Below are 24350 nucleotides of genomic sequence, written 5' to 3'. Positions count from 1 at the left end.
CTTGCCCATGCAACATCCCTGCATGACCTGCGGCGCCTGCTGCACCCAATACCGCGTGGCCTTCCACTGGATGGAATCGGACGAGGTCACCCCCGGCGGCGTGCCGCACCAGCTCACCGAGGTGCTGGACCCACACCGCCTGTGCATGCGCGGCACCCACTCCAGGCCGGTGCGCTGCGTGGCGCTGGATGCGCAGATCGGCGTCTACTCGCGCTGCACCATCCACCCCAACCGGCCCAGCGTGTGCCGTGAGGTGGATGCATCGTGGGAGTACGGCAAGGCCAGCCCGCAGTGCGACAAGGCGCGCATCGCCTATGGCCTGGATCCGCTGACGCCGGCCGACTGGCGGTGGCGCGATGACGCCGACAACGACGACGATCACCCGGACGACAACGGCAACAGCCCGTCCTCGCCACCGCAGGCGCCGGTCGCGGCGTAGTGGTAGTGCCGGCCGCTGGCCGGCAAGCGCGCTATGCGCGCCGGGTTCATGAGGTTGCCGGCCAGCGGCCGGCACTACCGGAATCCCCCCCGGGAACCGATCAGATCGGGTTGGCGTCCAGGAACGCACGGATCTCCGGCACCAGCACTTCATGCTTGTCTTCCAGCACATAGTGGCCGGCGTCCTCGAAGGCATGCACCTGGGCCTGCGGCAGTGCGGCCTGGAAACCCTTCAGGAAATGATGGTCAAACACGAAGTCGCGCAGGCCCCAGCCGAGGAAGGCCGGGCGGTCGGCGAACGACGGCAGTGCCTTGCCGGCACGCTCCAGCAGCGACCAGGCCTTGTCGGCCGGCGACAGCGGGATGTCCTGCATGAAGCGGATGGTGCTGATGCGGTTGGCCCAGCTGTTGTACGGCGACACATAGGCGCGGCGGACGTCGGCCGGCATCCTGCGCTCCACGCCCAGCCACGAGGCGCCGGACGAGAATGCGTTGAAGCTGCGGATGATCCACTCGCCGATCTTCCAGTGGCGACCCAGCGCGATCTGCCACGGCATCTTCTTCGCCGCCGGCATCGGGAAGGCAGCGGTGTTGAGCACGACCAGGCGCTTCACCTGGTCGTGGTGCGACAGCGCCCAGCCGAAGCCGATCATGCCGCCCCAGTCGTGCACGGCCAGCGTCACCGGGCCGGTGACGCCCAGATGCTTCAGCAGCGCATCAAGATCGTCCACGCGCGACTGCAGCGTGTACTCATAGCGGCTGTCATCGGGCTTGTCCGACAGGCCCATGCCGATGTGGTCCGGCACGATGCACCGGTACCTGTCCGACAGGCCGGCTACCAGCGTGCGCCAGTAGTAGCTCCACGACGGGTTGCCGTGCACCATCACCACCACCTCGCCATCGCGCGGGCCCTCGTCGAGATAGTTCATCGACAGGCCGGGGCGGACCTCGAAGCGCTGCGGGTGGGCGGGATAACCGGGAAGATCGCGCATGCGGAGCACCTAAGGAGAGTCGCGGCGCAATGTAGAGCCGAGCCGTTGCTCGGCTGCTCTCCGGTCCGCTGCGGAAGAGCCGCGCTGCGCGCGTGAGCCGAGCAGGGCTCGGCTCTACAGGAGGTCGGGCAACGGGCTGCTTACCAGACCACTTCAGCCATCGAGCAGTTCAGGCCCGAGCCAATACCCAGAAGCGCGATGCGATCGCCCTTCTTCAGCTTGCCCAGCTGCTTGAGCTTGCTCAGCACGATCGGCACCGAGGCCGGGCCAATGTTGCCGTGCTCGCCGAAGATGGTCATGACCTTCTTCGGGTCGATGCCGAAGTTCTTGATGAACGCGGCGGTATGCGGCTGGCTGACCTGGTGGATCACGAACTGGTCCAGCTCTTCCACGGCCCAGCCGAGTGCGATCTTGGCGGCGCTGAAGGTCTTCTGCGCCAGCTTGATGCCTTCGATCAGCAGCAGGCGGGTATCGGTGACCATGCGGTCCAGGTTGCCCAGGCACAGCTGGTTCCACTCGGTGGCCGAGCGGGTCACGCCGCCCTTGTAGCGCGGCGCGTCCGGCACCAGCTCCGCGCGCGCCATCACCATCGCCGCGGCGCCCGACCCGGTGGTCAGCGCGGCCAGCTCGTTGCGGAAATCATCGGCGGTGACGTCCGGGGCGGTCATGCGCTCCAGGGTCTTCTCGTACACCAGGTTGGCGGTCTCGCCGTCCACCACCAGCGCGTAGTCGATATCACCGCGCTCGATCATGCGCGCCGCGATGTCCATGCCGTTGATGAAGGCCAGGCAGGCATTGGCGACGTCGAAGGTCATGCATTCGTCGCTGACACCGAGGTTGCCCGACACGATGGAGGCCGTGGACGGCTCCAGATAGTCGCGGCTGACCGAGGTGTTGACCAGCAGGCCGACCTGGGTCGCGGTGATGCCCGCGTCTTCCAGTGCCTTGCGGCCGGCCATGGTGGCGGCGTCCGACGCCAGCACGCCGTTGTCCCACAGGCGGCGGGCGTGGATGCCGGCGATGTCGCCAAGCACATCGGTACGGATACCCAGGCGATCCAGCGTCGGCTGCAGGCGTTCGTTGATTTCCTTGGTCGTCAGCGTATGCGGTGCGTCGACGTGTGCCAGGCCGGCGATCGAGACATTCTTGAAGAGCATCGAGGTTAGCGCCAAGGCTCAGGCAAAAGGGGGCGCTATTCTATAACCCCCGGGCTTTCACCGCATCTTTACGAATTCAGCCTCGGCCGTATGGTGAAGCGTTCAGCGCGGCGGGCACTGGAACGCGGCGAAGCGCTGGCTGCCATCGGCGGGGGCCGCAGCGGCCTGGACGGCATTGGCGCCGGCGCTCGGGGCCTCGTTGCGGGCCAGGGTTTCCAGCTCTTCCTGCACCCGCAGCGGGTTGCGGTTGTAGAAGCCGACCTTGCTCTTCACGGTGACCACCACCTCGCCCTTGGCGATGCAGCCGGCTGGAACCGGGCCCGCCGGCAGCACGCGGGTCGCCTTGCCGGCCGGTTCGATCGGCACCCAGGTACAGGCGGTGACGGTGAGCAGCAGGGAGGAAAGCAGCAGAACGCGCATGGGCAGATCCTGGAAGGGTATGGGGGGATTCTGCCTGAACAGCCTGAATCGGGGGTAGCCGTGGCGGAGCCCAGGTAGCGCCGGGCCATGCCCGGCGAGCGCACAGCGCGGCATGGCTGGCCGCCGGAAAGCCGCCGGGCATGGCCCGGCGCTACCACGGGAGACCTGCCCGCCGTGGCGGGCAGGCACATCCCTTATTTCTTGACCGGGTTGCCTTCGGCGTCGATCACCGTCACCTCGCCCAGGTTCAGCGCACGCACGGCCGCTTCGGTCTGCTTGAGGTCACCCACCACCACCCAGGTCAGGACCTGCGGCTTGATCTCGGCGGCGGCCTGCTGCACCTGCGCCGGGGTCATCGCTTCGATCTCGGCCTTGCGCCGCAGCACGTAATCGTCCGGGCGCTTGAACTGCACGATCGAACCGATGGTCGACGCCACCGCACTGGCGGTCTCGTAGGCACCGGGCAGGCTCAGGGTCTGGATGTTGCGGATGCGGTTGACCTCGGCAGCGGTGGCTGGCTTGCTGCCATCGGCGAACGCGGCGATTTCCTTGCGCATTTCCGCCAGTGCCGGGCCGGTCTTGTCGATCTGCACCGGCGCGCTGGCCATCCACGGGCGCTGGCCCACCGAATTGACCGCGCTGCTGCGCGCACCGTACGACCAGTGCTTGTCCTCGCGCAGGTTCATGTTCAGGCGCGAGGTGAAGTCGCCACCGATCACGCCGTTGGCGATGTCGAAGCGGGTCGAGCTGGTGGCACTGGAAGGTGCCACCACCTGGCCGGCGAACAGGTTGGCCTGTACCGCGCCCGGCTGGTCGATCAGGAAGACGCGCGGGCCTTTCGGCAGCGCAACGTCGGTGGCCGCCTTCACCTGCGGGGCCTCGCCACTGGCCTTCCAGTCGCCCAGCTGCTTGTCCAGCAGCGGCACGATCTCGGCCAGGGTGGTGTCGCCGACCACGATCAAGGTGCCGTTCTGCGGGCGCAGCCAGTCGTGGTGGAAGTCGACCAGGTCCTCGCGGGTCAGGCCGTTGATCGCCGCCTCGTCACCGCTACCGGTAAACGGAATGGCATACGGGTGGCCCTTGCCGTACAGCAGCGGGGGCAGCACGCGCATCGCCACCGCACCCGGGTTGACCTTCTCCTGCTGGATGCCCGCGATCCAGCTCGCCTTGACCCGGTCGATCTCGCCCTGCTCGAAGCGCGGGTCGCGCAGCAGGTCGCGGTACAGCGCCAGCGACGGCACCAGGTTTTCCTTCAGCGCCGACAGCTCCACGCTCATCGAGTCCAGGCCGGCCGAGGCATCCAGGCTGGCGCCGAGCGCATCTGCGGCGTCGGCGAAGGCCAGCGAGCCCAGCTTGCCGGCGCCTTCGGTCATCAGGCTCATGGTGAAGTTGGCGGTGCCCGGCTTGCGGCCCTGGTCGGCGCTGAAGCCGCCCGGGAACTGGTAGCTGAACTGCACCACCGGAATCTCGTGGCGCTCGGCCAGGATCACCTCGGTGCCGTTCTTCAGCGTGGCGCGCTGCAGCGCCGGGAACTTCAGCTGCGGGAACTCGCGGGTCTGCGGCACGCCGGCCTTGCGGTCGACCTGCTCGGGCAGGGTGCTGTACTTCGGGTCCACCGCCGGCACAGTGAACGGCTTCGGCGCCTGGCTCGGGTCTTCCTTCAGCGCCACGCGCTCACCCGGTGCGATCACCAGGGTGTGGCTGCCCTTGTCCAGCCACTGCGCGCCCAGCCGGCTCAGATCAGCAGCACTGGCCTTCTCGATGTTGGCCAGCGAGGTGCGGAAGCAGCCCGGGTCGCCGGTGAACACCGCGCACTCGGCCAGTGCATCGGCCTTGCCGCCGAAGCCACCGATGCGCTCGATGCCGCGGATGAAACCGGCGCGGGCACCGGTCTTGGCGCGCTCCAGTTCGGCCGCGGTCGGGCCCTGCTTGATCAGCCGGTCCAGTTCCTCGTCGATGATCTTCTCGACCTTGGCCGGGTCCTGGCCCTGCTTGACCGTGGCCATGATCACGAAGTTCGAGCCCAGCTGCGAAGTCGACAGGCCCGACGCGATGCTGTCCACCAGCTTGTCCTGGTGCTGCAGGCGCTGGCTCAGGCGCGAAGATTTGGCACCGCCCAGCACCTGCGCGAACAACTGCAGCTGATCGACCTCGGTGGTGCCGACCTGCGGTACGTTCCAGGCACGGTAAATGCGCGCCTGCGGCACCTTGTCGGTCATCGTCTCGCGCGTGTCGGCACTGCGTTTGGCCACGTTCACCGCCGGCTGCGCCATGGTCGGGCCGGCCGGGATGCTGCCGAAGTACTTGGCGACCTTTTCCTTGGCGGTGGCCAGGTCGATGTCGCCGGCCAGCACCAGCACCGCGTTGTTCGGGCCGTACCAGGTACGGAACCAGGTCTTCACGTCATCCAGCGACGCCGCGTTCAGATCGTTCATCGACCCGATCACGCCGTGGTGGTACGGGTGGCCCACCGGGTACAGCGCCTTGTTGAGCTGGTCCCAGGCCTGGCCGTAGGGCTGGTTCTCGCCCTGGCGCTTCTCGTTCTGCACCACGCCACGCTGCTCGTCGAGCGCGGCCTGGTCGATCGCACCGACCAGATGGCCCATGCGGTCCGATTCCATCCACAGCGCCATGTCCAGCGCGGTGGTCGGCACGTTCTCGAAGTAATTGGTGCGATCGGTGTTGGTGGTGCCGTTCTGGTTGGTGGCACCGACCTGCTTGAACGGTTCGAAGAATTCGCCGTCGTGGTTTTCGCTGCCCTGGAACATCAGGTGTTCGAACAGGTGCGCGAAGCCGGTACGACCAGCCGGCTCGTCCTTGCTGCCCACGTGGTACCAGACGTTGACCGCGACGATCGGCGCCTTGCGATCGGTATGCACGATCACGCGCAGGCCGTTGGGCAGGGTGAACTGCTCGTACGGGATATCGACCTTGGCCGGTGCCGCGGGCCTGGCGGCAAGCGCGGAGGTAGGAGCAAGCGTGCCCAGGGCGGTGCTGAGGGCGACGGCCAGCAATGCGGTGCGCGGGCGAAGGGCGAGAGACATATCCGGATCCTTGGTCACATAGGTGAACCCCGATCCTAGCCTGCGCACGCGGCGGCAGGAATCGGTCGCCAGTCACTGGGGGTGTTTGCCCAGATGGCCATCCAGCCCGACGCCCACGGGCGCTCTTGAAACGTCACAGACGCCGGCTGAAGGCGTCCGGACAGTGTCCGCGCCTTATCGAATGGACAGGTGTCCGCCCAGCGGACACTTTCGGGACCACATAAAACCCTTGCAAATCAATAACTAAAAGTTGGCACGCGGATTGCTTGGTACTTCCTGCGCCAAGAAGGGCTTCAGACAAAAGCTGACTGAAGACTGAACAAATGCAGGAAATCGAAAATTTCTCTTGCATGCCCAGAACTGGTGTACTACCTTACTACCACACCACTGCTCACCAACACTAAACAGGCCCCGTCATGAACGCCAAGACCATTGCCATCGCCATCGCCCTGATCGCCGGCACCGCGGTTGTTTCGTCGGTGCAGGCCTCCGAATCCATCAAGACCCTGGCCACCGTGCAGGTTCGCCCGGCCGCCGACCAGCTGGCCCAGCAGGCCTGGGAACAGGCCAGCGGCATCCCGACCCTGGCCACCGTGGAAGTGCGCCCGAGCGCCGACCAGCTGGCCGAGCGCAACGGCTACGTCGCCGCCCCGGTTGCCGCCGCGCTGCCGATCACCACGCTGGCCTCGGTGGAAGTGCGCCCGAGCCTGGAACAGCGCGTCGCCCTGGCCGCCGAACTGGAAGCCCAGCGCTACGCCGCCACTCTTGCTGCGGCCGCGACCAACGTCGCCCACTCGGTCATCGTCAACCTGCCGGCCCTGCAGGTGCGTCCGAGCGCCGCCGATCTGCAGGCCCTGGCCACCGAAACCGCCCAGGTCCTGCTGCGCCCGTAACCGGTGCCGCCCTGCCCCGAGCAGGGCGTGCGCCGTAAAGGCGGCGGTCGTCGCAGGTACACTGCGCCGATGAATGCCGCGCCCCCGTTCCACGTGATCCTGTTCCAACCGGAAATCCCGCCCAACACGGGCAATGTGATCCGGCTCTGCGCCAACACCGGCGCGCAACTGCACCTGGTCGAGCCGCTCGGCTTCGCACTGGAAGACAAGCAGCTCAAGCGCGCCGGCCTGGACTACCACGAGTACTCGCGCCTGCAGGTGCACCCCGACCTGGACACCGCGCTGGCGCGGATCGCACCGAACCGGTTGTTCGCACTCAGTACGCGCGCCAGCGTGCGCTACGACAGCGTGGCCTTTGAAGAGGGCGATGCGTTCCTGTTCGGCCCGGAAAGCCGCGGCCTGCCGCAGGAGGTGCTCGATGCCCTGCCCGACGGCCGCCGCCTGCGCCTGCCGATGCGGCCGGGCAACCGCAGCCTCAATCTTTCCAACACCGTTGCGGTGGTGATGTACGAGGCGTGGCGGCAGCATGGGTTTGCCGGCGGCGCGTAGCTCACGTGTGTCACTTTCTTTGCTCGCGCAAAGAAAGTAACCAAAGAAACGCGCCGCCATCGGCGAGCCGGTGCTGCGCACCGGTACACTGCGCTCCTCGGCCCGCTTCAAGGCGGACCCGACAGCCGCGCAGTAGATCCACGCCATGCGTGGATGCCTTCCGCCTGGATCAATCAGGAGTGGGCGCCCTTGCGTTGCCCGGGGCGCGTGCGATTGCCGACAGAAGAAAACTCCAGACCATCAATATCGGCATGCGCACCGCACATGCCCAAGCCCGTTACCGTCGGGTCCATCCCGCCGGATGAGACTCTCAGCGCACCTGCATGTTTCTCGATCGCCACTGTGCCCAGTTCGGACTGATGAATCAGTTTTCCGCCTTCTGGCTTCATATGCAGCACGAAGGAGCAGACGTGCTGCATCGACTGGGTACTGTGCAGCTCAACCCTATAGCCCAGTGATTCTTCGACAATCGACAGGCTGTCCCTGAACCCATCGCGGCAACTGCGTCCGCTGCCCGGTTCGGTACACAGATCGCTCGCCTGCGAATAGCTGCCTGCCCATGCCGCATCATCCCTGTTGCCTGCCCACGCCATCTGCAGCACGGAGGCTTGGAAGAGCAGCGGGAGGCACAGCAGTCTTACAGTGGAATTGTTCTTCATTCAGTTTGCATCTCCGGATAGGCGTCCGTTGCCGCCCACCCTACTCGGCAATGCCGGCCAGCGGCCGGCACTACCGGTGCACTCAGAACGCGTTGATGCCGGTCAGTTCGCGGCCGATCACCAGCTGGTGCACGGTCTCGGTGCCTTCATAGGTGATCACCGATTCCAGGTTCAGCGCGTGCCGGATCGCCACGTGTTCGGTGGTGATGCCAGCCCCACCAAGCAGATCGCGACACTCGCGGGCGATGTCGATGGCCATGCGGCAGTTGTTCCACTTGGCCAGGCTGACCTGCTGCGGCTGCAGCTGGCCGGCTTCCTTCAGCCGGCCCAGCTGCAGGGCCAACAGCTGGGCGGTGGTGATGCGGCGGGCCATCTCGGCCAGCTTGATCTGCGCGCTCTGGGTGGCCGCCAGCGGGCGGCCGAACAGCACGCGCTCCTTGGCGTAGCCCAGCGCTTCATCCAGGCAGGCGATGGCCGCGCCTATCGGGCCCCAGCTGATGCCATAGCGGGCCTGGGTCAGGCAGCCCAGCGGCCCCTTCAGGCCCTTCACGTTCGGCAGGCGGTGGCTGTCGGGCACGCGCACGTCATCGAAGAACAGCGCACCGGTCAGCGATGCGCGCAGGCTCATCTTGTGCTTGATCTCCTGCGTGGTGAAGCCAGCCATGCCCTTCTCCAGCACGAAGCCCTGGATGCCGTCCTCGGTCTGTGCCCAGACGATGGCCAGGTCGGCCACCGGGCCGCTGGTGATCCACATCTTGCTGCCGCTGATGCGCCAGTCGCTGCCGTCGCGCACCGCGCGGGTCTTCATGCTGGCCGGGTCGGACCCACCGTGCGCCTCGGTCAGGCCGAAGCAGCCGATCAGCTCGCCGCGTGCCATCGCCGGCAACCACTGCTGGCGCTGTTCTTCGCTGCCGTACGCGTAGATGGGATACATGCACAGCGAGCTCTGCACCGAGACGAAGCTGCGCAGGCCCGAATCGCCGCGCTCCAGCTCCTGGCAGATCAGGCCATAGCTGACCGCGCCGAGGCCACCGCCGCCGTACTGGGTCGGCAGGGTCGCGCCCAGCAGGCCCAACGAAGCGATCTCAGGCACCAGTTCGTCGGGGAAGCGGGCCTGGTCGAAGGCATCGCCGATGATCGGCAGCACGCGCTCGTTGGTGAAGCGGGCGACGCTCTCCTGCACTGCGCGCTCTTCCTCGTTGAGCAGGGAACGGACATCGAACAGATCGTACGGATGCAAAGCCATGGCACTCACGCGCAGTCAGGACCCGGCCATTGTCGGTCATCCGCACGCATCGCGTCTGGTAGGTGTGGACCTTGGTCCACACGGATGCAGGTCCGGGCGGTGAAGCAATGTGCCAACCCGAGGTTGGCACCTACCCGGCCACGATCATTACGCTGCACTGCAGCAATCATGAGGTGAACATCGCCGATCTAGCTCGATCACGCGCGGCCCGGTACCCTGACACATTCAAACAACCGTTTCGCCCGTGGCCGCACGCGCGATTCCCAGGCACCGCCGGTGGCCCCGATGCCGGCCCTACCCACGAGTCATGCAATCGATGAGCGCTGAAGCCAACGCCCTGCCCCCGCGTGAAGTAATGGAGTTCGACGTGGTGATCGTCGGCGCCGGCCCCGCCGGCCTGGCCACCGCGATCCGCCTGCGCCAGCGCGCGCTCGAAGCCGGCCGCGAGCTGTCGGTATGCGTGCTGGAGAAGGGCTCCGAACCGGGCGCGCACGTGCTGTCCGGCGCGGTGATGGATCCGCGCGCGCTGGCCGAACTGTTCCCGGACTGGGCCGAACGCGGCGCACCGCTGAAGCAGAAGGTCACCCGCGACGAGTTCCTGTTCCTCAGCGAGACCGGGTCGCGCAGCACGCCCAATGCGCTGCTGCCGGAGTGCTTCCACAACGAAGGCAACTACATCATCAGCCTGGGCGAAGTGACCCGCTGGCTGGCGCAGCAGGCCGAGGCGCTGGAGGTTGCGATCTTCCCTGGCTTCGCCGCTGCAGAAGTGCTGTACGGCGACAACGGCGAGGTGATCGGCGTGGCCACCGGCGACATGGGCATCGAGAAGGACGGCAGCATCGGCCCGGCCTTCGAGCGTGGGATGGCGCTGCACGCCAGGTACACGGTCTTCGCCGAAGGTGCGCGCGGCCACCTCGGCCGCCAGCTGATCGCCCGCTACAAACTGGACGAAGGCAAGGACCCGCAGGCCTACGGCATCGGCATCAAGGAGCTGTGGCAGATCGACCCGGCCAGGCATGAGCCGGGCCTAGTGGTGCATGCGGCTGGCTGGCCGCTGGACAGCGACACCTATGGCGGCGCGTTCCTCTACCACGCCGACGGTGGCAAGGTCGCCATCGGCTACGTGGTCGGCCTGGACTACAAGAACCCCTGGCTGAGCCCGTTCGAGGAATTCCAGCGCTTCAAGACCCATCCGGATATCCGCAAGCACCTGGAAGGCGGTACCCGCATCGGCTACGGCGCGCGTGCGATCACCGCCGGCGGCCTGCTGTCGCTGCCGAAGACGGTGTTCCCCGGTGGCGCGCTGGTCGGCTGCGAGGCCGGCTACCTCAACGCCAGCCGCATCAAGGGCAGCCATGCCGCGATCAAGACCGGCATGCTGTGCGCCGACGCTGCGTTCGACGCGCTGGCTGCCGACCGCCAGCACGATGAACTGAGCGCCTACCCGAAGGCGTTCGAATCGAGCTGGCTGTTCAACGAACTGCAGCAGGCCAAGAACTTCAAGCAGTGGTTCAAGAAGGGCCAGACCGTTGCCACGCTGATGACCGGCGTGGAGCAGTGGCTGCTGCCGAAGCTGGGCGTGCGCAACCCGCCGTGGACCCTGCACCGCACCCAGCCGGACCACGCCTGCCTGGAGCCGGCGTCCCAGCACACCCGCATCGCCTACCCCAAGCCCGATGGCGTGCTGACCTTCGATCGTCTCAGCTCGGTGTTCCTGAGCAGCACCAACCACGACGAGAACCAGCCCAGCCACCTGACGCTGAAGGATCCGAGCATTCCGGTGAAGGTGAACCTGGCCGAGTACGCCGGTCCCGAAGCACGTTACTGCCCGGCCGGCGTGTACGAGTTCGTCGGCGACGCCGACAACGCGCGCCTGCAGATCAACGCGCAGAACTGCGTGCACTGCAAGACCTGCGACATCAAGGACCCGACCCAGAACATCGTCTGGGTGACCCCGCAGGGCGGCGGCGGCCCGAACTACTCGGGCATGTGATCGCCCCGGGCTGCGACCGCGTGTCGCAGCCCGGCCGCTCCACCGCACCGCTATCCTGCCCGCCCATGCGTGCCTCCTGCCTGCTCACCACCGTCGCCGTGGCCCTGCTCGCCACGGCCTGCCAGCGCCCGCCTGCGGCGCCGGCCACGCCCGAACAGGCCCGGCAGCAGGCCATGCAGCGCGCGTTCGAACTGTGCGCCGGCTGCCACACCGTGCAGCCCGGCGGCATCCACCGCTTCGGGCCGAACCTGCACGGCGTGATCGGCCGCCGCGCCGGCAGCCTGCCCGACTACGGCTATTCCGAGGGCATGCGCCGCGCCGACATCACCTGGAGCGCGCAGACCCTGGATGCGTTCCTGCAGTCGCCCACCCACGTGGTGCCCGGCACACGCATGTACAACGCCTTTCCCAGCGCCGAACGCCGCGCGCTGGTGATCGCTTACCTGCAACAGCAGTCGGCTCAGTGAGCCAGTCGCTGCAGCTGGTGCTGCAGCCGTGCCACGAACGCCGTTACAGCGGCGAACACCGGTGCCGGATCGGCCTCGGTCGCATCCTGCAGCCGCTCGACCAGCGCGTTGGCCTGCCCCGCCAGTGCGCTTGCCCCGATTGCCCCCAGACCACCCGCCTGGCGATGCAGGTGGAGCGCCGCAGTCTCGCGGTCACCGGCCCGCACGGCGCGCTGTACCGCCGCCAGATCACTTTCACTGGCCTGCAACAGGCTGTCACGCAGCTGCTCGGCCACGGCGCGCGAGCCATAGCGCTGCTGCAGGGTGGCCAGATCAGGCAGTACTTCGGCGTCGTCGGCGACAGTCTCCTGCACTGGCGACTCGAACGACTGGCCCTGTGCCTGCGGCAGCCAGCGCAGCAGCGCGGTGCGCAGCGTGGCCAGCGACAGCGGCTTGGCCAGCACCTCGTCCATGCCGGCCTCGCGGCAGCGGCGCGCATCGTCGTCCAGCACGCTGGCGGTCAATGCCAGCACCGTCAGTCGCGGCTGCCCGGTACGACCCTCGCGTTCGCGCAGCAGGCGGGTGAATCCAAACCCGTCGAGTACCGGCATGCGGCAGTCGGTAATGACCAGGTCGAAGGACTCCGATGACAGGCGGTCCAGCGCCTGCTGGCCGTCGCCCAGCAGCACATGGGGCACGCCCAGTTGCTGCAGCCGCCACGCCATCATCGCCTGGTTGGTCGGGTGATCCTCGATCACCAGCACCCGCGCCTGGCGCAACGCGGCGGGCAGCAGCGCGGTCTGCTCCTGCTCGGCCAGCAGCGCCGCCGCGTCCTCGCTGCCGGCCTCGACCAGCGAGACCCGCACTTCGGCGCGCGTGCCTTCGCCCAGCGTGCTGTGCAGGGTCAGTTCGCCCTGCATCATCTGCACCAGGCGCTGGCAGATGCTCAGGCCCAGGCCGGTGCCGCCGTGGTCACGCTGGATGTAGGCGCCGGCCTGGGTGAATGGCGCGAACAGGTGCTGCAGTTGTTCCGGTGCGATGCCCAAGCCGGTGTCGGTCACGCTCAGGCACAGCGGCTGCACACCGTCCTCGCTGGTCGGCCCCAGCACCTCCAGCTGCAGGCGCACCTCGCCCTGGCTGGTGAACTTGATGGCATTGCTGAGCAGGTTGAACACGATCTGGCGCAGCCGTACGCCGTCCACTTCGTGGGCCGGCGCCAGCTGGGGATCGATCTGCACGTGCAGCGCCAGGCCACGCGCGCTGGCCTGCGGGGACAGCAGGCGGCACACGCTTTCCAGCAGGGGCCGCAGCGGTTGCGGTACCGGCTCCAGGCGCAGTGCACCTGCTTCCAGCCGCGAGTAATCGAGGATGTCGTCGAGGATCTGCCGCAGCATCTGCGCCGAATCCTCGATCACGCCGAGGATGCGCTGCTGCTCGCTGTCCAGCGGTGAGTGCGCCAGCACCTCCAGCATGCCCAGCACGCCGCTCATCGGCGTACGGATCTCGTGGCTCATCGTGGCCAGGAAACGCGATTTGGCCTCAGCGGCCTGCTCGGCGTCCGCCTTCGCCGCCGCCAGTGCATCGGCCTGCATCCGGGCTTCGCTTACATCCACCCAGTACCCGCTCCAGATCACCGCGCCTTCTTCGGCGGCGTAGGGATGGGCCTGGCTGCGCACCCAGCGCACGCCTTCCCCGTCGCTGCGCAGGCGGAACTCCAGGATCAACGGCGCGAACTGGTGCGCGGCCTGCTCGATGGAATGCAGGATGCGCGCGCGGTCCTCCTGCTCGACGCGTTCCAGCAACACCCTCGCATCCTGTTCGGCCTGCTGCCGGGTGATGCCGAACAATGCAGGCAGGTCGCCGGCGATGAACGGGAAGCTCAGCGTGCCATCGGCATCGCGACGGGCCTGGTAGACCACCGCCGGCAGGTTGTCGGTCACCTCGGCCAGTCGCTGCTCCAGCTGGCGGCGTCCTGCCACCTCACGGCGCAGCCGCCAATGGCCCACGCCATGCACAAGCAGCGCGGTCAGCAGCACCATCAGCACCGGCACGCCCCACCGCAGCAGATTGCTCCAGTCGACCCCATTGCGGTACTCCACCGCCAGCCAATCGCTGCGCAGCGCCTCGCGCTTGCGTGGGGTCATCTGCAGCAGCAGGCGATCGAAGGTCGTGGCCAGGGCCGCATGGCGGCGATCCACTGCCAGCGCCAGCTGGTCGTTGAAACCGGCCGGAGCCGCTACCTGCATCCGCCCCGGGAAACGGCTGCGCAGCAGGTGATCGACCATGGCAAGGTTGCCGACATAGGCATCGGCTTCACCCTCGAGCAGGCGCTGCAGCGCCTGCTCGGCACTTCGCGCAGCAATGATCCGGGCCTGCGGCGCCTGCTGCTGCACATAGCCACGCACGCGCTCCGGGTCGGACAGCAGCACGCGCTTGCCCTGCAGATCGGCCAGGCCCAGCAGCGACTCACCATCGCTCCTGACCACAATCACGTTCGGCACGCTGATGAAGGGCTGGCTGAACACCCAGTCCGGGCCCAGGTAGCGCGAATCAACGGGTATGCCCATCACCGCCTGCAGTTCACCGCGGCGGGCCTTCTCACGCACCTCGTACCAGTCGTGGCTGTTCTCGACCTTCAGGTTGGCGCCGGCCTGCATCAGGCGCTGCAGGTACTCGCTGGCCAGGCCACTGGGCCGGCCATCCTCGCCGGTGAACGACAGGGGCGCGGCATTCGGCGCGAAACCGATCATCAGCGGCTTCTCCAGCACACGCTTCTCGGCCTGGCTCAGCGCCAGCTGCGCCGATGCCGACCAGTGCGGCGGTGACAACCAGCGTTGTGCGAGGGCATCGCGCTGGGCCTGGCTGGTCGCGGCCAGCGCCAGGTCCAGGGCTTCGGCCAGCGGTTGCTTGCTGTTGGGAATGCCGAAGTGCAGCCGTTCAGGAGGCAGGTCGCTCGGCCGCAACAGCGCCACGCCCTGCAGGCGCCGGCTGGCAATCAGCTCGGTGGCGACAAAGGCATTGCCGATGTAGACGTCCGCTTTGTCGTCTCTGACCATCTGCAATGCGCTCAACGTGTCGTTTGCGACAAGCTGGCGGGCACGCGGGAATCGGGCGCGCACCTGCGGACCGGTCAGGAAGTCCTGTTCGATCACCACCCTCAGCCCATCCAGGTCCGGCATGTCGGAGGCACGCAGGTCATCGGGCCGGCCCACCAGTGCGAGTGGCGCCTCACTGTAGGCGGCGGTATAGACCATGCAGCGGGTGCGGTCGGCACTGAGGCCGACATTCATCACCACGTCGATCTCGCCACGACATGCCGCATCCAGCACGGATGTCCAGTCCGGATAGCGGCGCGCCTCGACCTTCACACCGAGCTGGCGAGCAAGATGCGACAGGTAGTCCGGTCCCAGCCCGACCTGCTCGCCATCACGGAGGGACTCGAAGGGCGGCCAGCCGCTGTCATACTGCCCGACAACGATGGTCGGATGCGCCACCAGGTATTCGCGCTGCAACGGGCTGAGCGGCAGCAGGCCAGGGGCCGGCTGTGCCTGGGCCACGGGCAGCGCCAGCACCGCCAGCAGCAGGAGCAGCCCGCGAACAGCCCACCTACGCATCTGCGTCGATCTCCTAGAATCCTGCCAGGGACCGCGATGGTCGCGGTCCGGCGTGCCCGATGGCCATACTAGAGCATGAGCTTGCGCATCATCATCGCAGACGATCACCCCGTGGTCCGTATCGGTACCCGCGCCGTCATCGAGTCGAGCGGCGTCGGCCGCGTGGTCGGCGAGGCCGACAGCGCGCAGGCGCTGATGACCCTGCTCGCCAGCCAGCCCTGTGACCTGCTGGTCACCGACTACTCCATGCCGGGCAGCCTGCAGGCCGATGGCTTCGCCATGATCGGCATGATCCGGCGCCGCCACCCGGACCTGCCGGTGCTGATGCTCAGCGTTTCCAGCAACCTGGCGATCCTGCGCATGGTGCTCGACAGTGGTGTGCTCGGCCTGGTCGACAAGAGTTCGTCGATGGACGAGCTGCCGCAGGCGATCCAGGCGGTCTACCGCGGCCAGCCCTATATCAGCCGCAGCCTGCGCGAGCGGGTCGAGGCAGCCGGCAGCTGGCGCATGCGCGAGGGTGACGGCAAGCCGCTGTCCCCGCGCGAGGTGGAGGTGCTGCGCCTGCTCGGCACCGGCATGACAGTGAAGGAGATCTCGCTGCTGCTGCACAAGAGCGTCAGCACCATCAGCCGGCAGAAGGGCGACGCGATGCTCAAGCTGGGGTTGAAGGGCGATGCCGAATTGTTCGACTACCTGCGTGACGGCAAAATCTGAGACGCGATTCACATAATCGCCCCGGCAACGGCGGCCGCCTTGCTGGTCTGCGGATCTGTACCAGGATGAACGGGCGTGGGTTCTCAATTCGAGGTCGAAGGAATCGACCCGGCCCATGTCCGGCCGCCGGCCGCGTCACCGTGGAGACGCGGGCCGCCAGCGAGCAGAGCCTGGCGCTCAGCAGCGGTGCGGTGCAGGGCGCACCTGACGTGCTGCAGCCGCAGCAGGAGACCCCGCAGGAGCAGGCGCGGCAGGCCCGGAAGGCGACGGGCGTCTGACATGCCAACGCCTTGGCAGAGAAGGGAGGGGCCACGCCCGCGTGGCCTTTTCCCTTTCTGCCAGCTGAGCGGCCGAGGCCACTTTCAGCCTTGCTTCATGCCACCTGCCGCTAGATGAATGCGCAAGCCGCTCGATACACCAGGCAATGTTCCGGCAATGTTGGAACGCCAGCGTGGACATCACGGCAGCCGGGGCGCCCCGCGCCCTCCCTGCCCAGCGTGGCATGCACCTCACAGGAGAACGAATCATGCTCAGTACTTCCACACTCAGCTTCCGTGGTCTGGCGATGGCGCTGGCACTGGTGGCCGGTGTCGCCGTGGTCAGCGATGCCAGCGCGATGTCGAGGAAGGACAAGCGCACCCTGGTCGGCGCCGTGGTCGGTGGCGTGGCCGGCAACCTGCTCTCCAACGGTGATCCTGCCGCCACCGTCGGTGGTGCCGTGGCCGGCGGCGCGATCGGCAATCTGACCACCTCCGACCGCCGCGACCGTCGTTATTACGACAATCGTTACTACGACAACCGCTACGACCGCCGCTACGATCGTGGCTACTACCGCAGCGGTTACTACGACCGTGGCGACGACCGCCGCTGGCAGCGCGAGCGTTACTACGACAACCGCTACTACCACGACCGCGGTCGCCATCGCGGCTGGTAAGCGGCACGGCGGCGGTACCCCTGCCGATGGCAGAGACGGGCGGGTCGATGACCCGCCCGTTTGCGTTGGCCGCGCGCATGGCGTTGAATGCGCAGCCTTGGATGTGACTTTCCCCTCTCGGGCCGCGGCATGACGTCTTCCTCCCACCGTGTGCAGGGCCTCAACAACGACGAGGTGGCTGCCGACTGGCCACCGATCAGCGCGGCGGACATCGCATGGCTGCGCCAGCGCTACCCGCAGCTGGACAGCGGCAGCCAGCCACGCTGGCACAGCCCGCGGCCACTGTCGGCTGCCGCCATCGTCGATGGCACGCGCGGCGCAGTGTTCATCAAGCGCCATCACCACAGCGTGCGCAACGCGGCCTGCCTGGAGGAAGAGCACCGCTTCATCGCCCATCTCGCCGCTGCCGGCGTGCCGGTGGTGCAGGTGCTTGCGGCAACCGACGGCCACACCGCGGTCGAACACGGCGAATGGACGTTTGAACTGCACGACGTCGGCGTAGGCGACGACCTGTACCGCGACGCGGTGTCGTGGTCGCTGCTGACCGATGTCGCGCAGGCCCGCGAAGCCGGACGCGCACTCGCACAGCTGCACCGCGCCGCCGCCAGCTACCACGCGCCCCAGCGCAGCACCCATCTGCTGGTGGCGCGCGACGACCTGATCCGCGCCGACGATCCGATTGCCGCAATCAAGGCAGGGCTGCACGAGCGCCCCGGCCTGGCCCGCTATCTCGCGCGCATTCCGTGGGAAACGCAGCTGCGGCGTGACGTGCTGCCGTGGCACACGGGACTGGCCGAGCGCCTGCACGACGAACCACGGCTGTGGGCGCACAACGACTGGCATGTCTCCAACCTGCTGTGGCGCGACGGGCAGGTCAGCACCGTGCTGGATTTCGGCCTGACCTCGCCCACCAGCGCACTGTTCGACCTCGCCACCGCAATCGAGCGCAACGCCGTGGCATGGCTGGAACTGGCGCGCGGCATGGAGGCAGTGCGCATCGATATCGCGCTGGCGCTGCTCGATGGCTACCGCCAGGTGCTGCCGCTGTCGGCGGCACGCGTGCACCTGCTGGCCGACCTGCTGCCGATGGTGCATTTCGACTTCGCACTGTCCGAAGTGGAGTATTTCGAGGGCGTCACCGGCTCGACCGCCAATGCCGATGTGGCGTGGCAACCCTTCATGCTGGGGCATCCGGCGTGGTTCCACAGCGCGCCAGGGCAGGCACTGCTCAACGCGCTGCACGCGGCAGCCTGAAGGGCACCGGCTCGCAAATCCGTACCATTTGTAGTGAAATGGTCACCTGAAGCGGGGGTGCCTGGATCTGCCAGGCTGAGAGAGTCCCTTGGAACCTGATCCGGTTTGCACCGGCGTAGGGAGCTTTGAGCCGCAGCCACACCCCCATCCTGGGCCGGTGCACCTGCGCGCCGTCGCTTCGTCTCCCTTGTTGGCCGAAGACGAACCGAATGAACCGCTGCCTGCGCCCCACCCTGCTCTCCCTCGCCCTCTGTGCCGCGCTCCCGCTACATGCCAGCGAGGCCGAGGCCACCACCGATGCGGCCGCCATCGGCGCCGAACGCTCGCCGACCGAACTGGCAGCGGTGCGCGTGCAGGCCGGCAAACCGAAGGCCGATACCTCGCGCGTGAACGCCTTCGGTGGCGGTTCGTGGAAGGACACGCCGGCTTCGGTGAACGTGCTCGAGCGCGACTATCTCGACCGCCGCCAGCTACGTTCGCTGTCCGAGCTGGCCAGCAATGATGCCTCGCTGGGTGATGCCTACGCGCCGGTGGGCTACTACCAGAACGTCGCCATCCGCGGCTTCGCCCTGGACGCCGCCACCGGCTACCGCTTCAATGGGCTGTCCATCGCCGGCGAGCAACGCCTGGCGCTGGAGAACGTGCAGTCGGTGGAGATCCTCAAGGGTGAAGCCGGCCTGGCGGCAGGCGTGATGGCGCCGGGCGGAATCATCAACTACATCGGCAAGCGCCCGGCCGAAGTGCGCACCGCCACGCTCGGTACCGATTCGGAAGGCTCGCGCTACGTCGCCGTCGATGTCGGCCACTGGATCACCCCGCGCTTCGGCCTGCGCCTGAATGCCGCATGGGACTCCAGCAATTCCTATGTCGAGCATGCCGATGGCCGCCGCAACTTCTACTCGCTGGCCGCCGACTGGCTGATCGGCGAACGCGGCAAGCTGGAGGTGGACGCCAATTACCAGACCAGTTCGCAACGTTCGGTGTCCGGCTACCAGCTGCTGGGCGCACGTGACCTGCCGCGCGGCGTCGACCGCGAGCACCTGCTCGGCTACCAGCCGTGGCAGCGGCCGGTGGATATCGCCAGCACCAACATCACCGCGCTGCATACCTACGACTTCAACGACGCTTGGCAATCACGTGTATCGGTGGGCCACAGCCGTTCGGTGATCGATGACAACGTCGCCTTCGCCTACGGCTGCTACTACGCCGCGCAATGTGCCGACGGCAGCGTGCCGGGCAACTACTTCGCGCCCAACGGCGACTATGACATCTACGACTACCGCAGTCCGGACGACACGCGCCGCAACCAGCAGGCCCGTGCGGAACTGCGTGGCCGCTTCGAGACCGGCAGCGTCGGCCACCAGCTGACCATCGGTGCCGACTACTTCCGCCGCACCGTGGACAGGCGCCCGAGCGTCAACGAGTACGTTGGCACCACCAACATCCACGACGCACTGGTGCCGGTGTTCGCGCCGTCGCCGAAGATGCCGGGCCCGTCCGCACGTCGCCTGGACAGCCGCCAGACCGCGTTCTTCGTGCTGGACCGGATCAGCTTCGGTGACGACTGGCAGTGGCTGGCCGGTGGCCGCTTCGTCCGCCTGGATGAGCGGGCCTACGACAAGCGCGGCACCCCGCAGCGGCACAGCCGCCTGTCGCGCTTCCTGCCACAGACCGCGGTGGTGTGGAAAGCCACCGACCAGCTCAACGCCTACGCCAGTTACGTGCGCGGCATTTCGCTGGGCCAGGAAGCGCCGTTCTGGACCAGCAACGCCGACACCTTCCTGCCGTCGGTACAGTCGCGGCAGCTGGAAGTGGGCCTGAAGTACGTGCCGGTCGAAGCGCTGACCCTGGGCGCGGCGGTGTTCCGCATTTCGCAGCCGTACCAGTACGCCAAGCCGGACAGCAGCGACGTGGGTTACACCTTCGTCGAGGAAGGCACCCAGACCCACACCGGCCTGGAGTTGACCGCCAACGGCCAGCTGACGGATGCACTGCAGATCGTCGCCAGTGCCAGCGTGCTGCAGGCGCGCGCGCGCGACACCGGCACGCCGGCCTATGAGGGTCATCAGCTGGTGAACGTGCCGAAGGTGCGTGCCAGCGTGCACGTGGCCTATGCGCTGCCGTTCGTGCAGGGCCTGGATGTCACTGGCGGGTGGCGCTATGCCGGTGCCAACGTGGCACGCGCCGACGGCGCCGTACGCGCGCCGGACTACTCGGTGTTCGATGCCGGCCTGCGTTTCCAGCATCGGCTGCACGAGCGCGCCGTGACCTGGAACCTGTCGGTGGACAACGTGTTCAACCGTTTCTACTGGCGCGATACCGGCAGCAGCGGCGGTGACTACTACCTGTTCCCCGGCGCACCGCGACAGGCGCGCCTGTCGGTGACGTTCGCGCTGTGAACGGCGTCGTGCTCGAGTGGGCCGCCGCGCTGTGCAGCGTCCTCGGCGTCTGGCTGATGGCCCGCCGCCGGTTGTCTGCATGGCCGGTGGGCCTGCTGTCGGTCACGCTGTATGGCCTGGTGTTCGCCGAGGCCAAGCTGTACTCGGACACCCTGCTGCAGGTTGCCTTCGGTGGTTTCCTGATCTACGGCTGGCTCAACTGGCGCCAGCACGCCGCCGATGAGGGCAGCATCCGCATCGTGCCGCTGGCGCGAGGCAAGCTCTTGCGTGACCTGGCCATCGGCCTGTGCGGCGGCGTGACGCTGGGCGCCGGCATGCACAGCTTCACCGATGCCGCGCTGCCGTGGCTGGACGCGATGCTGACCGCGCTGAGCCTGGTCGGCCAGTGGTGGCAGGCACGCCGCCACGTCGCCTGCTGGTGGGTATGGATCGCCGTGGACGTGGTCTACGTGGGCGCCTACCTGTTCAAGTCGCTGCACGTGACCGCCGCGCTGTACGTGTTCTTCCTCGGTCTGGCCGTGTTCGGCCTGCGCGCATGGAGCGCGGCCGCGCGCGAGCCGCAGGTGGCAACGCAGTAGAGCCACGCCATGCGTGACTGTTGCGGGCAATCGGCGCGCCATCCACGCATGGCGTGGATCTACGGCGTCAGGGCCAAACCCAGCCGCAGCGGCTGGCGCATGTCCGCCGGCGGTCCCGCCTGCAGCGGGCCGGCCTGCAGCGTCGCGCGCAGGTCGGCGTCGACCTGGGCGTCACCCAGGCTGTCGAATTCCAGTTTCGAAATACGGCCATCCGCCGCGATCCACACGCTCACCGGCAGCGGCGTCGGTGCGTCCGGGTGGGCCTGCAGCCACTGCAGCACGCGCTGCGCCTGCGGGTCCTGTTCCTGCTGCAGGCGCTGCTGCAGCTGGCCACCCACGGCGGCGGCGTAGGCCATCCAGTGCGCAGGGGCTTCCTGCGCGGACGCCGCGGCACTCCCCAGTGCCAGTGCGCCGAACACCGCAGCCAGACGCCGCCACCAGCGGCGTAGGCCTGTCCTGTTCCCTGCCATGACCATCGCCTGCCTCCTGCGCGCCCATCCAGCGCGCCATGGTCGGCGCCATAGATGACAGACAGATGGCGGTCGGCCCGGCGCGATCACTCGCCCAGGTCGGCCAGCACCTTGCGCGAGGGCGCGAAGAAGGTCACGCCGGTGGTGGCGGTGGAGAAATCGAGGATGCGGTCGTGCAGCGGCGCGGGATTGCCGATGAACATGCGCTCGAGCATCTTCTCGATCACCCACAGGCGGCGCGTGTAGCCGATGAAGTAGGTCCCGTACTCGCCACGGCCCGGGTTGGCGAACGGCATGTTGTCACGCAGGATCTCGTGCTCGCCGTCAGCGTCTTCGATGGTGCACAGCGTCTTGTGCGATTTCTGCGCATCGGCCGGCGCATCATCCAGCTCGATGTTGTCGTGCTTGGTGCGGCCGATGATCGCCTCCTGCGCCTCGGTCTTCTGCGCGCGCCAGGCATCGAGGTTGTGCAGGTACTTCTGCACCACCACGTAGCTGCCACCGGCATGCTCCGGGTCTTCATCGCCAACAATGGTGGCTTCCGGCAGCGACAGTCCTTCCGGGTTGGCGGTGCCATCGACGAAGTCGAGCAGGTCGCGGCCATCGAAGTAGCGGAAGCCGGCCACGTCATCGACCGCTTCGACCGCATCACCGAAGGCCATCAGCAGGTTGCGCTCGAACGCCACGATCAGGTCCATAGTACGTGCGCGGATGTGGTACAGCAGGTCACCCGGCGTGGACACAGCGGTGTGGGTCGCGCCCTTGATCTCGCGGAACGGCTTCAGCTCGCGTGGCGGCGTGGACCCTACCAGCGGCTGCCACACGCGATGGCCAATGGCCACGTTGCAGGTGAAGGTGCGCTCGATCTCGCGGATGGCGGTGTTCTTGATCAGATCGTCGGTACTGGCCAGCACCTCGCGCGCCTTGGCGATCGACGCCTCGTCGTCCTTCACCTTCAGCACCAGGAACGCCGCCGAATGGGTCAGTGGCGCGGTGATCTGCTGCGGCTCGTTGTCGAGCGTGTGATTGAGAGCGGTGATCTGGGCGGGCTGGGTGTTCACGGTATTCCTGCGGGCTTGAGGCGGGCGCATCGCGCGTGGCGATGTGCGGGCGATCATAGCGGAACGGCCTCGCGGGCGACGGAGCGGTTCTCAGTTCGCGCGTCAGACCGCCTCCACTGGTTGCGCGCTGCGATGGATACCTTCAGGCTTGAATACCTTCAATGAATCGATGCACTGCCATGTCGTCACGCAAGTTCAGTATGGAGGGCGCGTTGCACCTGATATCAGGTGGGCCTGGCGTCCTGTCGCCGGCAGATCTTTTCCACACAATTGACGATGACAAGACCCGCGAAAGGTTTAAGGGCTGCAATATCTACATGGTGGCGATTCGTCGACGCATGCTGATTGATCCGGCATCGGTTGCCATCCAGCAGGGTGCTTTGATCGGCAACCTGATGGTGGCACGTGACCAATGGCGGCCGGTGCCGTTCCGTCTGGCATTGCACGACGTGCTGGATCACCATCCACCCGGCACCCTCCGCGCTTGGGCTGCGCCGACCGGAACGCACCTTGTACTCGACGTCGATGGCAATAGGCTGCAGATACGATCCCACGTCATCGTGGCCAAAGCAGAGTGCCAGCTTACACCTGAGGAACGGGATCTGAGTGTTCTCTATGTTGGTCAGGGTATCGGTCGCACCCGTTCCCGACTGGCGATCGACCGGCTTTACAACCACTCGACGCTGCAGCGAATCCTCGCGGACATGCATACCCACCAGCCCGAAGCGGAGGTACTGCTGCTGCTCTACAGATTCGGCGATTCCCGAGTGATGATCAGCTCGGCGGGCGATCTGAACCTTATACCCTCCTCTACTGTTGAGGAGGATCGATCACATCTGGATCGTCTGCTTACTGCGGAGGTGGGGCGGCACGCGCGCGTGTGCCTTGCAGAGGCTGCATTGATCAACCATTTCCAGCCCCCCTACAACACAACGTTCCGTGGCACCGACTTCACCAAGGCGCGCAAATTGAAGCTGTTGCGCGAGATCCTTAATCAGGATCTGACCGGCCTGATCGTTGAAATCGACTCTCACACGATACGCTCGCGGCTGCGCACCGAGCACTGCGCACCCAGGGAACCGGATCCCGCACTCCTGGAAGGTTACCGTCGAATAGCCAGTATTCCGGGCGAACTGCAGCGCCAAGCCCACGCCGAGCTGCAGCAGATCCTCCATACGCACATCGCCCATTTCCCACTGACCCAAGCCGAGGAACGCGACAGCTTCCTGCATGGCACCTGCTGGCATGGCGAATCAGAGCGCCAGCCACTGTTCTAGAAAGTACAGGAATTTCTTTCCCTCTGCTGATCCAGCACGCTAGAGCATTGCAGGAGATACCCTGAATGCTCCAGTGGCAAAGCAACCGGGCTCGACAGCAGCAGATATTGTTCTACACAAAAAAAGAAGCCCGGCACGAGGCCGGGCTTCGGTTGGCGTGTGGGAGAGAGAGAGAGAGTCACACGCCAGCACAACACGCTCTAACGACGGGC

General features: G+C 67.0%; 21 protein-coding genes and 1 riboswitch. Of the genes, 12 read left to right on the top strand and 9 right to left on the bottom strand.

From position 1 onward, the window contains the following. Window positions 1–7 precede the first annotated feature (7 nt). Window positions 8–439 carry a YkgJ family cysteine cluster protein gene (locus ACMGRF_RS19325; RefSeq protein ID WP_049416617.1) on the top strand — a complete coding sequence of 144 codons (432 nt, stop codon included), beginning with the start codon at window positions 8–10 and terminating at the stop codon, window positions 437–439. Between the two features lie 100 nt (window positions 440–539). Here the strand turns inward: ACMGRF_RS19325 and ACMGRF_RS19320 are convergent, their stop codons facing one another. The 4 genes from ACMGRF_RS19320 to ACMGRF_RS19305 all read right to left on the bottom strand — a co-directional run bounded on the left by ACMGRF_RS19320 (window position 540) and on the right by ACMGRF_RS19305 (window position 6051). After that, window positions 540–1430: an alpha/beta fold hydrolase gene (locus ACMGRF_RS19320; protein WP_099488115.1), complete on the bottom strand. Its 891-nt coding sequence runs from the start codon at window positions 1428–1430 to the stop codon at window positions 540–542. A gap of 140 nt (window positions 1431–1570) precedes the next feature. After that, the gene (locus ACMGRF_RS19315) at window positions 1571–2587 is read right to left on the bottom strand and encodes a 3-oxoacyl-ACP synthase III (RefSeq protein WP_005420782.1); all 1017 of its coding nucleotides are present in this window, start codon (window positions 2585–2587) and stop codon (window positions 1571–1573) included. Between the two features lie 102 nt (window positions 2588–2689). After that, on the bottom strand, window positions 2690–3007 hold the full coding sequence (locus tag ACMGRF_RS19310; RefSeq protein ID WP_005407628.1) for a DUF4156 domain-containing protein: 318 nt from the start codon (window positions 3005–3007) through the stop codon (window positions 2690–2692). Window positions 3008–3201: 194 nt separating this feature from the next. Continuing rightward, the gene (locus tag ACMGRF_RS19305; RefSeq protein WP_414485490.1) at window positions 3202–6051 is read right to left on the bottom strand and encodes a M16 family metallopeptidase; all 2850 of its coding nucleotides are present in this window, start codon (window positions 6049–6051) and stop codon (window positions 3202–3204) included. Between the two features lie 416 nt (window positions 6052–6467). Here ACMGRF_RS19305 and ACMGRF_RS19300 point away from each other — a divergent pair, with 416 nt between their 5' ends. Both ACMGRF_RS19300 and ACMGRF_RS19295 read left to right on the top strand, forming a co-directional pair. Then, complete coding sequence (locus ACMGRF_RS19300) at window positions 6468–6944, top strand: hypothetical protein (RefSeq protein WP_049416610.1); 477 nt, start codon at window positions 6468–6470, stop codon at window positions 6942–6944. A gap of 69 nt (window positions 6945–7013) precedes the next feature. Then, window positions 7014–7493: a tRNA (cytidine(34)-2'-O)-methyltransferase gene (locus ACMGRF_RS19295; RefSeq protein ID WP_049416608.1), complete on the top strand. Its 480-nt coding sequence runs from the start codon at window positions 7014–7016 to the stop codon at window positions 7491–7493. 173 nt (window positions 7494–7666) lie between these two features. Here ACMGRF_RS19295 and ACMGRF_RS19290 read toward each other — a convergent pair whose 3' ends face one another. Both ACMGRF_RS19290 and ACMGRF_RS19285 read right to left on the bottom strand, forming a co-directional pair. Beyond that, on the bottom strand, window positions 7667–8152 hold the full coding sequence (locus ACMGRF_RS19290) for a hypothetical protein (protein WP_099488124.1): 486 nt from the start codon (window positions 8150–8152) through the stop codon (window positions 7667–7669). A gap of 82 nt (window positions 8153–8234) precedes the next feature. Next, entirely contained in the window at window positions 8235–9398 is a 1164-nt protein-coding gene (locus ACMGRF_RS19285) for an acyl-CoA dehydrogenase family protein (RefSeq protein ID WP_049416607.1), read from the bottom strand. Between the two features lie 316 nt (window positions 9399–9714). On the opposite strand from ACMGRF_RS19285, the gene ACMGRF_RS19280 reads away from it, so the two are divergent. Both ACMGRF_RS19280 and ACMGRF_RS19275 read left to right on the top strand, forming a co-directional pair. After that, window positions 9715–11391, top strand: a complete 1677-nt coding sequence (locus ACMGRF_RS19280) for an electron transfer flavoprotein-ubiquinone oxidoreductase (protein WP_049416605.1) — start codon at window positions 9715–9717, stop codon at window positions 11389–11391. A gap of 65 nt (window positions 11392–11456) precedes the next feature. Continuing rightward, window positions 11457–11858 carry a c-type cytochrome gene (locus ACMGRF_RS19275; protein WP_049439272.1) on the top strand — a complete coding sequence of 134 codons (402 nt, stop codon included), beginning with the start codon at window positions 11457–11459 and terminating at the stop codon, window positions 11856–11858. Here ACMGRF_RS19275 and ACMGRF_RS19270 read toward each other — a convergent pair. After that, window positions 11852–15451 (bottom strand): ATP-binding protein, encoded by a 3600-nt coding sequence (locus ACMGRF_RS19270; protein WP_099488132.1) that lies wholly within the window; start codon window positions 15449–15451, stop codon window positions 11852–11854. The two genes, ACMGRF_RS19275 and ACMGRF_RS19270, sit on opposite strands and share 7 nt — an antisense overlap. A 75-nt stretch (window positions 15452–15526) precedes the next feature. Here ACMGRF_RS19270 and ACMGRF_RS19265 point away from each other — a divergent pair, with 75 nt between their 5' ends. The 6 genes from ACMGRF_RS19265 (at window position 15527) to pnuC (ending at window position 21330) form a co-directional block, all read left to right on the top strand. Beyond that, the gene (locus ACMGRF_RS19265) at window positions 15527–16165 is read left to right on the top strand and encodes a response regulator transcription factor (protein ID WP_049416600.1); all 639 of its coding nucleotides are present in this window, start codon (window positions 15527–15529) and stop codon (window positions 16163–16165) included. 140 nt (window positions 16166–16305) lie between these two features. Beyond that, window positions 16306–16443 carry a hypothetical protein gene (locus tag ACMGRF_RS19260; RefSeq protein ID WP_181452446.1) on the top strand — a complete coding sequence of 46 codons (138 nt, stop codon included), beginning with the start codon at window positions 16306–16308 and terminating at the stop codon, window positions 16441–16443. 248 nt (window positions 16444–16691) lie between these two features. Continuing rightward, window positions 16692–17099: a glycine zipper 2TM domain-containing protein gene (locus ACMGRF_RS19255; RefSeq protein ID WP_049416597.1), complete on the top strand. Its 408-nt coding sequence runs from the start codon at window positions 16692–16694 to the stop codon at window positions 17097–17099. 129 nt (window positions 17100–17228) lie between these two features. Then, a complete protein-coding gene (locus ACMGRF_RS19250; RefSeq protein WP_100479055.1) occupies window positions 17229–18353 on the top strand; it encodes a phosphotransferase enzyme family protein in 1125 nt (374 codons plus the stop codon). A gap of 43 nt (window positions 18354–18396) precedes the next feature. Further along, window positions 18397–18492, top strand: a riboswitch (TPP riboswitch). 70 nt (window positions 18493–18562) lie between these two features. Further along, a complete protein-coding gene (locus ACMGRF_RS19245; protein WP_414485489.1) occupies window positions 18563–20752 on the top strand; it encodes a TonB-dependent receptor in 2190 nt (729 codons plus the stop codon). 8 nt (window positions 20753–20760) lie between these two features. Further along, window positions 20761–21330 (top strand): nicotinamide riboside transporter PnuC, encoded by a 570-nt coding sequence (gene pnuC / locus ACMGRF_RS19240; RefSeq protein ID WP_414485488.1) that lies wholly within the window; start codon window positions 20761–20763, stop codon window positions 21328–21330. 59 nt (window positions 21331–21389) lie between these two features. Here the strand turns inward: pnuC and ACMGRF_RS19235 are convergent, their stop codons facing one another. Together ACMGRF_RS19235 and ACMGRF_RS19230 are read right to left on the bottom strand one after the other, a co-directional pair. Continuing rightward, window positions 21390–21806, bottom strand: a complete 417-nt coding sequence (locus ACMGRF_RS19235) for a hypothetical protein (protein ID WP_049439262.1) — start codon at window positions 21804–21806, stop codon at window positions 21390–21392. Between the two features lie 80 nt (window positions 21807–21886). Continuing rightward, a complete protein-coding gene (locus ACMGRF_RS19230; protein WP_049416589.1) occupies window positions 21887–22861 on the bottom strand; it encodes a Dyp-type peroxidase in 975 nt (324 codons plus the stop codon). 179 nt (window positions 22862–23040) lie between these two features. On the opposite strand from ACMGRF_RS19230, the gene ACMGRF_RS19225 reads away from it, so the two are divergent. Then, complete coding sequence (locus tag ACMGRF_RS19225; protein ID WP_080353033.1) at window positions 23041–24138, top strand: hypothetical protein; 1098 nt, start codon at window positions 23041–23043, stop codon at window positions 24136–24138. Window positions 24139–24350: the final 212 nt, after the last annotated feature.

Source organism: Stenotrophomonas sp. EMP41 (genome assembly GCF_047495535.1).
GTDB classification, from domain to species: Bacteria; Pseudomonadota; Gammaproteobacteria; order Xanthomonadales; family Xanthomonadaceae; genus Stenotrophomonas; species Stenotrophomonas sepilia.
This window is presented reverse-complemented; position numbering and strand designations above follow the sequence as displayed.